This is a genomic window from Klenkia soli (assembly GCF_900103975.1).
GTDB lineage: Bacteria > Actinomycetota > Actinomycetes > Mycobacteriales > Geodermatophilaceae > Klenkia > Klenkia soli.
On the sequence record NZ_FNIR01000012.1, the window covers coordinates 94,902 to 107,838 of the forward strand.

Annotated in this window: 15 protein-coding genes; 5 read left to right on the forward strand and 10 right to left on the reverse strand. The window is 74.0% G+C overall.

The window, feature by feature from the left end; all coding sequences use genetic code 11:
• Position 1: 1 nt before the first annotated feature.
• Positions 2–268, reverse strand: coding sequence for a DUF3253 domain-containing protein (locus BLS67_RS18350; RefSeq protein ID WP_091248114.1), 267 nt, complete (start codon positions 266–268; stop codon positions 2–4).
• 114 nt (positions 269–382) lie between these two features.
• Between BLS67_RS18350 and BLS67_RS18355 the strand changes: the two genes are divergently transcribed.
• Positions 383–1,318, forward strand: a complete 936-nt coding sequence (locus BLS67_RS18355; RefSeq protein ID WP_091247864.1) for a proteasome assembly chaperone family protein — start codon at positions 383–385, stop codon at positions 1,316–1,318.
• On the opposite strand, the gene BLS67_RS18360 is transcribed toward BLS67_RS18355, so the two are convergent.
• The 6 genes from BLS67_RS18360 to ku form a co-directional block, all read right to left on the reverse strand.
• Positions 1,319–2,542, reverse strand: a complete 1,224-nt coding sequence (locus tag BLS67_RS18360; protein ID WP_242654181.1) for an MFS transporter — start codon at positions 2,540–2,542, stop codon at positions 1,319–1,321.
• Positions 2,543–2,657: 115 nt separating this feature from the next.
• Positions 2,658–3,515 carry a formyltetrahydrofolate deformylase gene (purU, locus tag BLS67_RS18365; RefSeq protein WP_242654182.1) on the reverse strand — a complete coding sequence of 286 codons (858 nt, stop codon included), beginning with the start codon at positions 3,513–3,515 and terminating at the stop codon, positions 2,658–2,660.
• A gap of 45 nt (positions 3,516–3,560) precedes the next feature.
• Positions 3,561–4,019 carry a GNAT family N-acetyltransferase gene (locus BLS67_RS18370; RefSeq protein ID WP_091247874.1) on the reverse strand — a complete coding sequence of 153 codons (459 nt, stop codon included), beginning with the start codon at positions 4,017–4,019 and terminating at the stop codon, positions 3,561–3,563.
• Between the two features lie 9 nt (positions 4,020–4,028).
• Positions 4,029–4,913, reverse strand: coding sequence for a non-homologous end-joining DNA ligase (gene ligD, locus BLS67_RS18375; protein ID WP_242654183.1), 885 nt, complete (start codon positions 4,911–4,913; stop codon positions 4,029–4,031).
• Positions 4,910–5,857, reverse strand: a complete 948-nt coding sequence (gene ligD, locus BLS67_RS18380) for a non-homologous end-joining DNA ligase (RefSeq protein WP_242654184.1) — start codon at positions 5,855–5,857, stop codon at positions 4,910–4,912. The genes ligD (BLS67_RS18375) and ligD (BLS67_RS18380) overlap by 4 nt, the downstream gene beginning before the upstream one ends.
• Positions 5,858–5,861: 4 nt before the next feature.
• Positions 5,862–6,785: a non-homologous end joining protein Ku gene (ku, locus tag BLS67_RS18385; protein ID WP_091247881.1), complete on the reverse strand. Its 924-nt coding sequence runs from the start codon at positions 6,783–6,785 to the stop codon at positions 5,862–5,864.
• 117 nt (positions 6,786–6,902) lie between these two features.
• Here ku and BLS67_RS18390 point away from each other — a divergent pair, with 117 nt between their 5' ends.
• Both BLS67_RS18390 and BLS67_RS18395 read left to right on the forward strand, forming a co-directional pair.
• On the forward strand, positions 6,903–7,313 hold the full coding sequence (locus BLS67_RS18390; RefSeq protein WP_091247885.1) for a hypothetical protein: 411 nt from the start codon (positions 6,903–6,905) through the stop codon (positions 7,311–7,313).
• A gap of 237 nt (positions 7,314–7,550) precedes the next feature.
• Positions 7,551–7,952, forward strand: coding sequence for an STAS domain-containing protein (locus BLS67_RS18395; RefSeq protein ID WP_091247888.1), 402 nt, complete (start codon positions 7,551–7,553; stop codon positions 7,950–7,952).
• Positions 7,953–8,039: 87 nt separating this feature from the next.
• Here the strand turns inward: BLS67_RS18395 and BLS67_RS18400 are convergent, their stop codons facing one another.
• The gene (locus BLS67_RS18400; RefSeq protein ID WP_091247892.1) at positions 8,040–9,047 is read right to left on the reverse strand and encodes a DNA topoisomerase IB; all 1,008 of its coding nucleotides are present in this window, start codon (positions 9,045–9,047) and stop codon (positions 8,040–8,042) included.
• Between the two features lie 59 nt (positions 9,048–9,106).
• Positions 9,107–9,856 carry an ATP-binding protein gene (locus tag BLS67_RS18405; RefSeq protein WP_165617653.1) on the reverse strand — a complete coding sequence of 250 codons (750 nt, stop codon included), beginning with the start codon at positions 9,854–9,856 and terminating at the stop codon, positions 9,107–9,109.
• Between the two features lie 151 nt (positions 9,857–10,007).
• Between BLS67_RS18405 and BLS67_RS18410 the strand changes: the two genes are divergently transcribed.
• Positions 10,008–10,496 carry an ATP-binding protein gene (locus tag BLS67_RS18410; protein ID WP_207500717.1) on the forward strand — a complete coding sequence of 163 codons (489 nt, stop codon included), beginning with the start codon at positions 10,008–10,010 and terminating at the stop codon, positions 10,494–10,496.
• A 56-nt stretch (positions 10,497–10,552) separates the two neighbouring features.
• Positions 10,553–11,413 (forward strand): RNA polymerase sigma factor SigF, encoded by an 861-nt coding sequence (locus BLS67_RS18415; RefSeq protein WP_242654185.1) that lies wholly within the window; start codon positions 10,553–10,555, stop codon positions 11,411–11,413.
• 54 nt (positions 11,414–11,467) lie between these two features.
• Here BLS67_RS18415 and BLS67_RS18420 read toward each other — a convergent pair whose 3' ends face one another.
• Positions 11,468–12,856: an SPFH domain-containing protein gene (locus BLS67_RS18420; RefSeq protein ID WP_091247898.1), complete on the reverse strand. Its 1,389-nt coding sequence runs from the start codon at positions 12,854–12,856 to the stop codon at positions 11,468–11,470.
• Between the last annotated feature and the right edge of the window lie 81 nt (positions 12,857–12,937).

A 12,937-nucleotide genomic window follows, 5' to 3' on the forward strand; every position in this document is an offset into this window, starting at 1 on the left:
CCTACCGGGGCCGGCGGATCCGCACGGGGCCGCGCGCGGTGGCGACGTCGACCACCTCGCCCCGCTGGGTCACCTGCACCGCGCCGCGGGCCACCAGGCGGCCGGCGGCGTCCCGGGCGGCGGGCATGAGGTCCCGCCACCCGTCCGCGTCCTCGGCCCGGGCGGCGTCCGACGGGCAGATCGACGACGTCGGGGCCCGGGCGTCCAGCAGCTCCTCGATCCGGCGCTCGAGCCGGGCACCCACGTCGTCCGTCCCGCCGTCCGCCATGCCGTCGAGCGTGCGCGCCACCCCTGCGGGCCGCCAGGCGAGGACGATGGGAATGCACCGCGGTCCTGCGGGGCTGATCCGGGGAGACCGTCGAACCACCAGGAGGGCCCGACCGTGCCACAGCGTCCCGAGGACCTCGTCGAACTGCTGCCCGCCCACGAGCGGCTGGTCGAGCGCACCGCCGCCGACGAGCTGGTGCTCGTGCACGACCTGGCCGGTGAGTTCGACGCCGCGCACGCCGGCGCCCTGGCCGGGTCGCACCTGCTGGCCAGCCTGCCGCACGAGGTGGTCGCCCGCTTCGACGCCGACGCCCTGGTCGACTACCGGGGGCACCGGCCGCGCATCACCTTCTCCGGCGACCACTACGAGTCCTTCGCCGCCCCCGAGATCACCCTGTACTCGGTCGACGACGACGGCGGCACGCCGTTCCTGCTGCTGCACGGCGCCGAGCCGGACTTCGCGTGGGAGCGGTTCACCGCCGCCGTCCTCGGGCTGGTCGAGACCCTCGGGGTGACCCGGATGGTGATGCTGCAGGCCATCCCGATGCCGGTGCCGCACACCCGCCCGGTCACGGTCACGGCGCACGCCACCCGTCGCGACCTGATCGCCTCCTACCCCGTGTACTGGGGCGAGATGCGCATCCCGGGCAGCGCGGGGGCCCTGCTCGAGCTGCGGGCCGGCGAGGCCGGGGTGGACGCGCTCGGCGTGGCCGCGCACGTGCCGCACTACCTGGCGTCGGCCACCTACCCGGCGGCGTCCCTCACGCTGCTGGAGCACCTCTCCACGCTCACGGGGCTGCACCTGCCCACCGAGACGCTCGAGGAGGCGGCCCGCACCCACCGCAGCGAGATCGACGAGCAGATCGCCCGCTCCGACGAGAACACCGCGGTGGTCGCGCAGCTCGAGGCGCAGTTCGACAACTTCACCGCCGCCCGCGAGGGCACCGGCCTGCTCGGGTCCAGCGGCGAGGTGCCCACCGGTGACGAGATGGCCGACCAGATCGAGGCCTTCCTGGCCGAGCAGGACCGCCGCAGCCGCGGCACCGACTGATCAGGCCCGGGTGCGGGTGACGGCGAACGCCAGCGCCCCCAGGACGCCGACCACGGCGAACAGGTAGAAGCCCCAGGGGAACGCGATGCCCGCCGTCACCAGCCCACCGGTGAGCAGCGGGCCGCTGATCGCCCCCACCCGGCCCACGCCGGCCGACCAGCCCAGCGCGGTGGCCCGCACGTGCGGCGGGTGGTTGGCGCTGGTGAAGGCGTAGACCAGCACCTGGGCGCTGAACACGAAGAAGCCGGTCAGGAACACCATCACGTAGATGCCGACCAGCGGCAGCCGGATCGACAGCAGCGCCAGGAACACGGCGCCGACGGCGAACCAGGCCATGCCCGCCGTCCGGGCACCGATCCGGTCGGCCACCGTGCCGGCGACCAGCAGACCGGCGATCGCCCCCAGGTTGAGCGCGAGCAGGAACGCCAGCGCGGCACCCAGGTCGTAGCCGGCCTCGCGCATGATCGTGGGCAGCCAGCTGTTGAGGCCGTAGACCAGCAGCAGGCCCATGAACGAGGTGACGCCGACGGCGATCGTCGTGCGCAGGTAGGTCGGGCCGAACAGCACCCGCACCGTGGTGGCCGCGGTGGTCGGCTCGGGTGCGGCGTCGGCCGGCTCGAGGGTGAGCCCGTAGGCGGTCGCGATCTGCTCGGCCTCCGCCCGGCGGCCGTGCGCGACCAGGTACCCCGGCGACTCCGGCAGGTGCTTGAGCATGAGCGGCACCAGCACCAGTGCCGGCAGGGCGCCGACGACGAACATCCAGCGCCAGCCCAGGGGCTCGATCACCACGATGGCCAGGGCCGCGGTGGCCACCGCGCCGACGTGGTACCCGGTCATGACGGTCGTGGTCGCCCGGCCCGACCGCCTGCTGAACTCGTTGACCAGCGCGATCGCGGTCGGCAGGCACCCGCCGAGGCCGACCCCGGCCAGGAAGCGCAGGCCGCCGAACACCCACGCGTTCGGGGCGGCCGCGCAGGCCAGCGTCAGCAGCGAGAAGGCCACCACCGCACCGATCAGGGCCCTGCGCCGTCCGAGGACGTCGGTGAGCGCCCCGATCGACAGCGCGCCGATCGTCATGCCGACCAGCCCGATGGTCACCACCGCCGTCGCGCCGGTGCCCGAGAGCGAGAAGCCCTCGGGGGTCAGCAGAGTGGGGACGACGGTGCCGACGACGACGAGCTCGAACCCGTCGAGCAGGACGGCGACCCAGCAGAGCGGAGCCACCCACCCCGCCGCACGGGCGACCGCCGGGCGTGCACTTCGGGTGGAACCGGCCACAGGAGCCTCCAGGAGGTGTCGACGTCGACCGTCGAACCCTAGAGCCCGCTGTGCGGGGGCGTCAGGCGAAGACGATGGTCTTCGCGCCGTCCACGATGACCCGGTCCTCGACGTGCCAGGTGACGGCCTGCGCGAGCACCTGCCGCTCGACGTAGCGGCCGACCCGGCGCATGTCCTCCACCGTCGCGCGGTGGTCGATGCGGGCGACCTCCTGCTCGATGATCGGCCCGGCGTCCAGCTCGGCGGTCACGTAGTGCGCGGTGGCGCCGATCAGCTTCACGCCGCGGTCGGCGGCGGCCTGGTAGGGGTTCGCGCCCACGAAGGCCGGCAGGAACGAGTGGTGGATGTTGATCAGCCGCTCGGGGAACCGGGCGCAGAACTCCGGCGAGACGATCTGCATGTAGCGGGCCAGCACGACCAGGTCGCAGTCCCCCACCAGCTCCAGGGCCCGCGCCTCGGCCTCCGCCTTGGTGCCCGGGGTGACCGGCACGTGGTGGAACGGGACGCCGTGCGCGGTCGCCACCGGCTCGAGGTCGGGGTGGTTGGAGATGACCACGGCGATCTCGGCCCGCAGGTCGCCCGCGGAGACCCGGTAGAGCAGCTCCTGCAGCACGTGGTCGGTCTTCGACACGAACACCGCCAGCCGCGGGCGCTCGTCGGCGAGCACGAGCCGGTAGGTCATCCCCCACTCGCCGGCCAGGGCCGCGAGCTGCTCCTCGAGCCCGGCCCGGCGCCCGGCGAGGTCGTCGAGCACGAACTCCAGCCGCAGCGTGAACGTGCCGCCCGAGGGGTCGGAGCTGTGCTGCTGCGAGTCGGTGATGTTGGCGCCGGCGTCGGCCATCAACCGCGACAGGACGGCGACGATGCCGGGGCGGTCGGGACAGCGGACGACCAGCCGGCCGGCATTGCTCGTGGACACGAGCGGAGATGATCCCAGCCCTCCGCGGAGCGGCCGCCCACGGGGTCAGCCATCGAGGTCGCGTTCGTACAGGACGTCGGAGGTCAGGTGGGCCACGTGGTCGTACAGCGAGCGCGCCCGGCCGTTGTATGCCTGGGTGCGCCAGTACAACGTCTGCGCGCCGCGCGACCGCGCCTCCCGGGCCGTGGCCTCGATCAGCGCACGGCCGGTCGCGCCGCCCCGCACGCCCGGGTCGACGTAGAGGTCCTCGAGGTAGCAGACCCCGCCGGGGGCCCAGGTCGAGGCGTGCAGCAGGGCGTGCGAGAACCCCACCGGCCGGTCGTCGGCGTCCACGGCCACCAGCCCGAACAGGTCGTCGCCCCCGACGCAGAGCCGGGCGAACGCGGCCTCGGTGACGTCGGGGGCGAGGTCCTGCCGGTAGAAGGCCAGGTACCCGGCCCACAGCGGGTCCCAGGCCGAGCGGTCGGCGGACCGCAGCGGACGGACGACCGGGTCGGTGCTCACGGGGGGACGCTAGCCGGGCAGGTCCGCGGGCTCGGCCAGGGCGAACAGGTCGCCCAGCTCGGCAACCCGGTCCAGCACCGCGGCGGTGTCGAACACCAGCGGCCCGTCGAGCTCCTCCCAGGCCACCGGGGTGGACACGGTGGCGCCGGCCCGGGCCCGCAGCGAGTACGGCGCGACCGTGGTCTTGGCCGTGTTGTTCTGGCTCCAGTCGACCAGCACCTTGCCCGGGCGCAGCACCTTCTCCATGCGCCACACCACCTCGTCCGGCGTCTCCTCGGTCAACGCCTGAGCAAGCGCCTTGGCGTACCGGGAGGGGTGCTCGGGGTCGGCGCAGCGGATCGGTGCGTACACCTGCAGGCCCTTGGAGCCCGAGGTCTTCACCACCGGCTCCAGGCCGTCGTCCACCAGTCGTTCGCGCAGCCGGACGGCGAGCGCCGCGCACTCGGCCACCCCGGTGCCCGGGCCGGGGTCGAGGTCCAGCACCAGCAGGTCGGGCAGCTGCGGCACGTCGTCGTCGACCCGCCACTGCGGCACGTGCAGCTCCAGCGCGGCCAGGTTGGCCGACCAGGCCAGGTCGGGGACGTCGGTGAGCAGCACCATGTCGAGGGTCTCGCGGTCCTTCGTCGAGCCGGGCGCGGGCACGACGACGTGCTGCACCCAGGACGGCGCGTGGCGGGCGTTGTTCTTCTCGAAGAACGAAGCGCCCTCGACCCCGTGCGGCCACCGGGTGAAGGTGACCGGGCGGCCGGCCAGGTGCGGCAGCAGCACCGGCGCGATCTGCACGTAGTACTGGATCACCTCGGCCTTGGTGAACCCCACCTCGGGGAAGAGCACCTTGTCCAGGTTGGAGACCTCGAGCTGGCGCCCGCCGATCGACACCCGCTGCCGACTCACTCGGGCACCACCGCGGTCGGGACGACGTCGTCGCGCAGCCCGCGCCAGGCCGGGTGCCGCAGGTGCCCGTCGCCGGTCCAGCCGGCGAACACCACCTCGCCGACCAGCTCGGGCTCGACCCAGTGCGCCTCGCGGACGACGTCGGCGGGCACCTCGCCGGCGAACGGGGAGGTCGTGCGGCCGGTCACGTCGCGGGCCAGCTCGCGCAGCGCCCGGTCGGTGAACCCGGTGCCCACCCGCCCGGCGTAGCGCAGCCCGCCGGGCCCCTGGACGCCGACCAGCAGCGACCCGATCCCGCCGGCTCGCCGCCCGTTGCCCGGCCGCCACCCGCCGACGACGACCGACTGGTGCTGCACGTTCTTGACCTTGAGCCACTCGGGCCCGCGCCCCCCGGGCCGGTAGGGCGAGGCCAGCCGCTTGGCCACCACGCCCTCCAGCCCGTGCTCGCGGCTGGCCGCCTGCACCCGGGCCCCGTCGGTGTCGAACCACGGGGTCGGCGACCACCGGCGGGCGGCGGGCTCGAGGGTGTCCAGCAGCACCCGGCGCTCGCGGTAGGGCCGGTCCAGCAGCGACTCACCGTCCAGCGCCAGCAGGTCGAACACGAAGTAGGACGCCGGCACCCGGCGGGCGGTGCGGGCCACCTCGGGCCCGGTCAGGTGCATGCGCTGCTGCAGCAGTCCGAAGTCCGGGCGGCCCTGCGCGTCGAGGGCGACCACCTCGCCGTCGAGCACCGCCTCGCGGTCGGCCAGCGACGCCGGCAGGACGGCCAGCTCGGGGTAGCGCTCGGTGACGTCGGTGCCGCTGCGCGCCCTCAGCCGCAGTGCGCCGCCGCGCACGTGGGCCAGCACGCGGACGCCGTCCCACTTGAACTCGTAGGCCCAGCCGTCGTCGGTGCGCGGCAGCTCCCCGGCGACTGCCAGCATCGGCCGGGTCGACTCGTCCACCACCTCAGGCGGACTTCGAGGCGGCAGCCTTCTTGGCCGGGGTCTTCTTCGCCGGGGCGGCCTTCTTCGCCGCCGCCTTCTTCGCGGGCGCCTTCTTCGCCGGCGACCCCTGCGCCGGGGCGTCGACGTCGGCGTCGTCAGCAGGGGCCTTCTTGCCGGCCTTCTCGACGCTGCGCCGCAGAGCGCTCATCAGGTCCACCACCGAGCCGTCGTCCTCGTCCTCCTCGACCTCCTCGGGACGGACGACCTCGCCACCGGCCTGCTTGGCCTCCAGCAGCTTGGCCATCGCGTCCTTGTAGTCGTCGGTGAAGACGCTGGGGTCGAACTCGCCGCTCATCGTCGAGATCAGCGACTCGGCCATCTTCAGCTCGGCGGGCTTCGCGGCGACGTCCTCGTCGAGGAACCCGAACTCCGGTGCCCGGATCTCGTCGGGCCAGCGCATCGTGTGCAGCACCAGCACGCCGTCGCGCACACGCAGCGCGGCCAACGACTCGCGCTGCCGGATCGCGATCTTGGTGATCGCGACCTGGCCGGCGTTCTCCAGCGCGGTGCGCAGCAGCACGTAGGGGCGGGTCGCGGTGCCCTCGGGCTCGAGGTAGTACGTCTTCTCGAAGTGGATCGGGTCGATCTCGGCCTGCTCGACGAACTGCAGCACCTCGATCTCGTGGGTGCTGCCCAGCGGCAGCTCCTCCATGTCGGCGTCGGTGAGCACGACCAGCTCGCCGTTGGGCAGCTCGAAGCCCTTGGCGATGTCGCGGTACTCGATCTCCTCGCCGTCGACGGAGCAGACGCGGCGGTACTTCACCCGGCCGCCGTCGGTCTTGTGCACCTGGTGGAACTTGACGTCGTGGTCCTCGGTCGCCGAGTACAGCTTGACCGCGATCGAGACCAGCCCGAAGGAGACCGCGCCCTTCCAGATCGAACGCATGCTCGTCCCCTCGTCGCCGTGTGCAAGATCAGCGTAGGGGCGACGACCACCGGTCGGCACCCGCAGACCACCCCTTCCGGGGTGTGGACGACGGTGCGACGGGGGTAGGGGCCCCTCATGACGCACCCGGAGGGCCAGACCGCCCGCGACCAGTTCCCCGAGGACGACGGCATCCCCGAGATCGCCGACGACTCGCCCGAGGCCGCCGCCGCCGAGGACCCCCAGTTCGCCCCCGACATGGGCCGGGAGACCGCCGGCGCCAGCACCGACTTCGGCACCACCGCCGCCGAGCAGGCCGAGGGCGAGCCGCTCGACGGTCGACTGGCGCGCGAGGAGCCCGACGTCGACGTCGACCCCGGCACCCGCCCGGCGGCCGACCCCGACGGGCCGGCGCTGCAGCTGGACCAGGACGGCGAGCCGCTGGACAGCTCGGGCACCGACTCGGTCGGCGACGACGTCCTGGCCACCGAGGAGGCGGCCTCCGGCGGCGAGGGGCCCGAGGAGCGGGCGGTGCACCCGGTCGACTGAGGACCTCCGGCAGGGCGCCCCACGTCGGCTTGTGGGGCGCCCTCGGGCTGTCTAGGGTCCGACCGGGCGGTTGAGCAGCCAGCTGCCCGTCCCGTGCGCGGCACCCCTCCGAGTGCCGCGCCACCGATGACGTGGCCCGGTCCCGGGTGGGACGCAATCGGCCCTGGCGACCAACAGGTACGTTGTAAGTGCTGATGTGCGCCCGTCGGGCCACGCCGCTGAGAGGAGCTCCAGTCCGTGACCTCATCTGACCTGCCCGCCGAGGGGCAGCGCGACGCGTCGGCTCCCACCGACACCGCCGACGCTCCCTTCGACGACGTGATCACCCTCTCGACGTCCACGGACGCCGACGGCGCGGTCACGGTGACGGTCGTGGGCGAGGTGGACACCTTCACCGCGCCGGTCCTCCGTGCCTCGCTGGACACCCAGCTCGAGCTGCAGCCCGAGGAGCTCGTCATCGACCTCTGCGGCGTGCAGTTCCTCGGCTCCGCCGGCCTCGCCGTGCTCGTCGAGACCCAGAAGTCCGCCCGCGCCCGCGAGGTCGGCCTCAAGCTGGTCGCCTCCACCCGCGCCGTGACCCGGCCGCTCGAGGTCACCGGCCTCATCGACCTGTTCACGATCGTCGACGGCAACGCCTGACCCACCCGCCTCACCCCAGCAGGACCCCGCACCTTCCCGGCCCGGCCGGGGCCGCTCCACCAGGAGCAGGGTGACGGGGTCCTTCTGCTAGGCGGACAGCATCCGGCAGACCGCGGCCTCGACGGTGCGCTGCCGTTCACGGTCGTCGGCGGCACCCGCGGCCTCGACGAGTGCATCGGCGACCGTCTCGCCGTGCTCGAACCGGTCGACCACCCGCGGGTCCACGTAGCTGGCCCGGCACACCGCCGGGGTGTTGCCCAGCTGGTCGGACACCGCCCGGTAGGCGGCCCGCACCGCCTTCGTGCGCCCGGACGCCGACCGGGGCAGCGGCTGCTCGCCCAGCAGCACGGCCATGAGCACGGTGGCGGTCCAGGTGCGGAAGTCCTTGGCGGTGATCTCGGCACCGGACACCTCCCGCAGGTAGGCGTTGACGTCGTCGCTGTGCACGTCCCGCCAGCTGCCGTCCGCGTTCTCCCAGGCCAGCAGCTCCTCACCGGCAGTGGCGGGGCGGTCCAGCAGCTGCCGGACGACGGTCGCGGTGGCTGCGTCGGTGACCTCGATCTCGCGCTGCTTGCCGCCCTTGGCCAGGTAGCAGAAGGCCACCGTGCGCCCACGGACCTGCACGTGCTCGCGCCGCAGCGTGGCCAGGCCGTAGGTGCCGTTGTCCTCGGTGTACTGGTCGCTGCCGACGCGGAAGGCGCCGAGGTCGAGCAGGCGGACGCCGGCAGCCAGCACCCGCTCCCGGGTGAGCCCCCGCCGACGCAGCGCCGCGGTCACCTCGTCCCGGACGTCGGGCAGCCGGTGGCTGATCGCCAGCACGCGCTCGTGCTTGGCGGCGTCGCGCTGGGTGCGCCAGGCGTCGTGGTAGCGGTACTGACGCCGGCCCGCGGCGTCGGTGCCGGTGGCCTGGATGTGCCCGTGCGGCCAGGGGCAGATCCACACGTCGCGCCACGCCGGCGGGATGGCCAGACCCTCGATCCGGGCCCGGCGGGCATCGCGGATCAGCGTGCCGTCCTCGTCGTAGAACGCCCAGCCGCGACCCACGCCCTTCCGGGTCCACCCGGGGGCGCGGACATCGCTGCGGCGCAACCTCACCCCGGCGTTCGTGCTCCGTGCCGGGCCTGCGCAAACGTCCGTACCCCGACGGGGGGAGCTCAGCCCTCCACGACCGCCACCCCGGCGTGCCCGAGTGCCCGGACCGGCTGCCCCTCGGCCCCGACGACCCGCAGCGTCCAGCCGTTGGCCCGACCGATGGCGGCGACCTCGGCCACCACGGCGACGACCTCGTCGCCGAGGGAGCCGACACCGGTGAGGTCGAGCACGGTGGCCACGACGCCGCCGCGCGAGGCCTCCAGCAGCCGCAGCCGGACCCCGGCGGCACCCTCGTCGGGCAGCGCGGCGGTCGCCACCACGCGGGGGACGGCGGCGCTGCGGTCGATCTCGAGCACGGCGAGCTCGTCGACCGACGCGGTCGCCCGCTCGGGGAGCGCGCGGGCCGGCACCCGCAGGGTGATCGTGGTGCCGGACGGGCCCCGGGAGATCTCGACGTCCTCGAGGAGCTGGTGCATGATCAGCAGCCCGCGGCCGCGGTCGCCCGGGTCGACGTCCGGGGTGCGCCAGTAGCCCTGGTCGGCCACGACGGCGGTGACCCGGCCGTCGGCGTCGCGCTCCACCCGCACCTGCATCGGGCCCTCGGTGCCCACCGGGTAGGCGTGGTCCACCGCGTTGGCGCAGGCCTCGCCCAACGCCACCTGCAGCGCCCCGCCGACGTCGGCGGACACCTCGGCGTCCGACAGCCACCGCCCCAGCGCTCGGCGGACGGTGACCAGGGAGGCCGCGACCGCAGGGAGGTCCAGGACGAGGGGGTCGACGCGCGGACGGGGGTTCCCCGGGGCAGCGCTCATCAGAACCATCCCACCCCAGGTCATCGGACCCGGCAACTGCGGGGAGGGACCCGGACGGGTGGAGGTGCCGCGCACGACCGGGGGGCGTGCGGGAGACTGGTCCGGGTCGCCCGTCGTGGGCGACGACGAGACACGAGGAGCGAACCAGCCGATGGTCGACACGACCGGTGGCGCCAGCGCGCGCCGCACCGAACGCCTGGAGCTCCGGGTCCCCACCTCGCGCACCCAGCTGCCCGCCGTCCGGGCGATGACCGGCGACCTGGCGATGCGCATGGACTTCGACCTGGACGCCGTCGAGGACCTCCGCCTGGCCGTCGACGAGGCCAGCGCCACGCTGGCCGCCGTCGCCCTGCCCGGCACCCCGCTGGTGACGGTGTTCGAGGCCGGCCCCGACGGCCTGGCCATCCACGCCTGGGTGTCCACCGCCCCGGGCACCGACGTGCCCCGCGACGGCTTCGGCTGGGCCGTCATCGCCGCACTGGTCGACTCCGTCGACGCCGGGCCGTCCACCCAGGCCGACGTGCCCGCCGGCGACGGCGGCGACGGCGCCGTGGCCCGCATCGTGCTCACCAAGGAGCTCCCGCCGGCGGTGCGCACCTCAGCGGGCGGCAGCGACGCCGGCCTCTCGGTGGCGCGGTGACGCGGACGGCCGACATGGCCCCGACCATCCCCCCACCGAGCTCCGACGTGGATGCCGTGACGACTCCCGAGAACCCCCCCACCCCCGACGAGACCCCCGAGGTGGCGGCGCCCGAGGTGGCACCCGCCGCCGAGCCGGCTCCCCCCGTCTCGGAGAACCGGCGGCGGGCCGAGCGCACCGCGCCGCTGTTCGTCGAGCTGGCCGGCCTCGAACCGGACGACCCGCGCCGTGAGCGGCTGCGGGAAACCCTGGTCCAGGAGCACCTGCCGCTGGTCCGGCACTTCGCCCGGCGCTTCAGCAACCGCGGCGAGCCCTTCGACGACCTGCTGCAGGTCGGCACGCTGGGCCTGATCGCGGCGATCGACCGGTTCGACCCGACCCGCGGCGTCGAGTTCCTGTCCTTCGCCGTCCCCACCATCACCGGGGAGATCAAGCGGCACTTCCGCGACCAGGGCTGGTCGGTGCGGGTGCCGCGCCGCCTGCAGGAGCTGCACCTGTCGCTGAACGCCGCCGTCGGCGACCTCGCGCAGAAGAACGGCCGGGCCCCCAACCCGTCCGAGCTCGCCGAGTACCTGGGCATCCCGCGGGCCGAGGTGCTCGAGGGCCTGCAGGTGGCCAACGCCTACCGCTCCTCGTCGCTGGACGAGCGGCTCTCGGGCGAGGAGGACTCCCCCACCCTGGCCGCCACCCTGGGCCAGGAGGACGCCGCGCTCGAGGGCGTCGAGTACCGCGAGTCGCTGCAGCCGCTGCTGGCCACCATCCCGGCCCGCGAGCGCCGCATCCTCATCCTGCGGTTCTTCGGCAACATGACCCAGTCGCAGATCGCCGCGGACATCGGCATCTCCCAGATGCACGTCTCGCGGCTCCTGGCCCAGACGTTGGCCAAGCTCCGCGAAGGACTGCTGAAGGACGACTGAGCCCTCCACGACGAACCCCCCGTGTCCGCAGTGCGGCACGGGGGGTTCGTCGTCTCAGCGGCCCTGGTAGCCCGGGGGCGGACCCTGCTGCCAGCCGGGTGGTGGGCCCTGCTGCTGGGTCTGCTGCCACTGCGGGGGCGGGCCGCCGTACTGGCCGCCCTGCTGCGGGCCCTGCTGGCCGTAGGGCGAGGGCGGCACGGGGGCGTCGTCGTCGTCCTCGGGCTCGTCGGCGGCCTGGTTGCGCGGGTCGGCCGCGGCGCCGGACTCCTTCACCTCGGCGGTGAGCTCGGCCAGCGACGGCGTGCTGGGCATCGCCGGGTGCGGGGACTCGGGCGCGACGTCGTCCAGCGTGCTCATCTCGAGCTTGGCCTCGGGCTGGTCGGCCGCACGCGGCACCCGGGACTCGAACCAGTCCGAGGTGTCCAGCTGCTGGGCCGGCCGGGCCGGTGCCGGCTCCTGGGCGTCCACGTCGAGCCAGGAGCGGCGGGGTTCGCCGTCGGCAGCGGGGCCCTTGCCGGCGCCGCCGAGGTTGGCCAGCCCCTCCAGCGCGGAGGAGAACTCGCTGGGCACGATCCACATCTTGTTGGCGTCGCCCTGGGCGATCTTGGGCAACGTCTGCAGGTACTGGTAGGCCAGCAGCCCCTGGTCGGGCTTGCCGTCGTGGATCGCCTGGAAGACCGTCTCGATCGACTTCGCCTGGCCCTGGGCCTGCAGGAACAGCGCCGCGCGCTCACCCTCGGCGCGCAGGATGCGGGACTGCCGCTCGGCCTCGGCCTCGAGGATGGCCGCGGTCTTGTGGCCCTCGGCGGCGAGGATCTGGCTGGCCTTCTGGCCCTCGGCCGTCATGATCGCCGACTGCCGCTGACCCTCGGCGGTGAGGATGGTGGCCCGCTTGTCGCGGTCCGCGCGCATCTGCTTCTCCATGGAGTCCTGGATGGACAGCGGCGGGTCGATGGCCTTGATCTCGACCCGGGCGACCCGCAGGCCCCACGGGCCGGTGGTGCCGTCCAGCACCGAGCGGAGCTGGGAGTTGATGCCGTCGCGGCCGGTCAGCGCGCCCTCGAGGTTCAGCCCGCCGACCACGTTGCGCAGCGTGGTGGTGGTCAGCTGCTCCATGCCGGTGATGTAGTTCGCGATGCCGTAGACGGCCAGCCGCGGGTCGGTGACCTGGAAGTACACGACGGTGTCGATGCCGACCTGCAGGTTGTCGGCGGTGATGACCGGCTGCGGCGGGAAGCTGATGACCTGCTCGCGCAGGTCGATGGTGGCCCGCACCCGGTCCGCGAAGGGCACCAGGATGGCCAGGCCCGGGGAGAGCGTGCGGCTGTAGCGGCCGAAGCGCTCGACCACCTTGGCCTGGGCCTGCGGGACGATCGTGACGCTCTTGGCCAGCACGATGATCACCAGGACGGCGATCACGAGCAGTGCGATGAGGGCTTCCACGGGTGGTGCGCTCCTGACGTCGGCGGGTGATCACCGCCGATCCTGCCCGCTGCAGTTCCGCGGGGCCACCGGCAGGTCGCC

Excerpts from the sequence above, each read along its gene's own strand:
- BLS67_RS18350 (WP_091248114.1), bottom strand. The coding sequence starts at position 268 with ATGGCGGACGGCGGGACGGACGACGTGGGTGCCCGGCTCGAGCGCCGG.
- ku (WP_091247881.1), bottom strand. The coding sequence starts at position 6,785 with ATGCGTTCGATCTGGAAGGGCGCGGTCTCCTTCGGGCTGGTCTCGATC.
- BLS67_RS18390 (WP_091247885.1), top strand. The coding sequence starts at position 6,903 with ATGACGCACCCGGAGGGCCAGACCGCCCGCGACCAGTTCCCCGAGGAC.
- BLS67_RS18405 (WP_165617653.1), bottom strand. The coding sequence starts at position 9,856 with ATGAGCGCTGCCCCGGGGAACCCCCGTCCGCGCGTCGACCCCCTCGTC.
- BLS67_RS18410 (WP_207500717.1), top strand. The coding sequence starts at position 10,008 with ATGGTCGACACGACCGGTGGCGCCAGCGCGCGCCGCACCGAACGCCTG.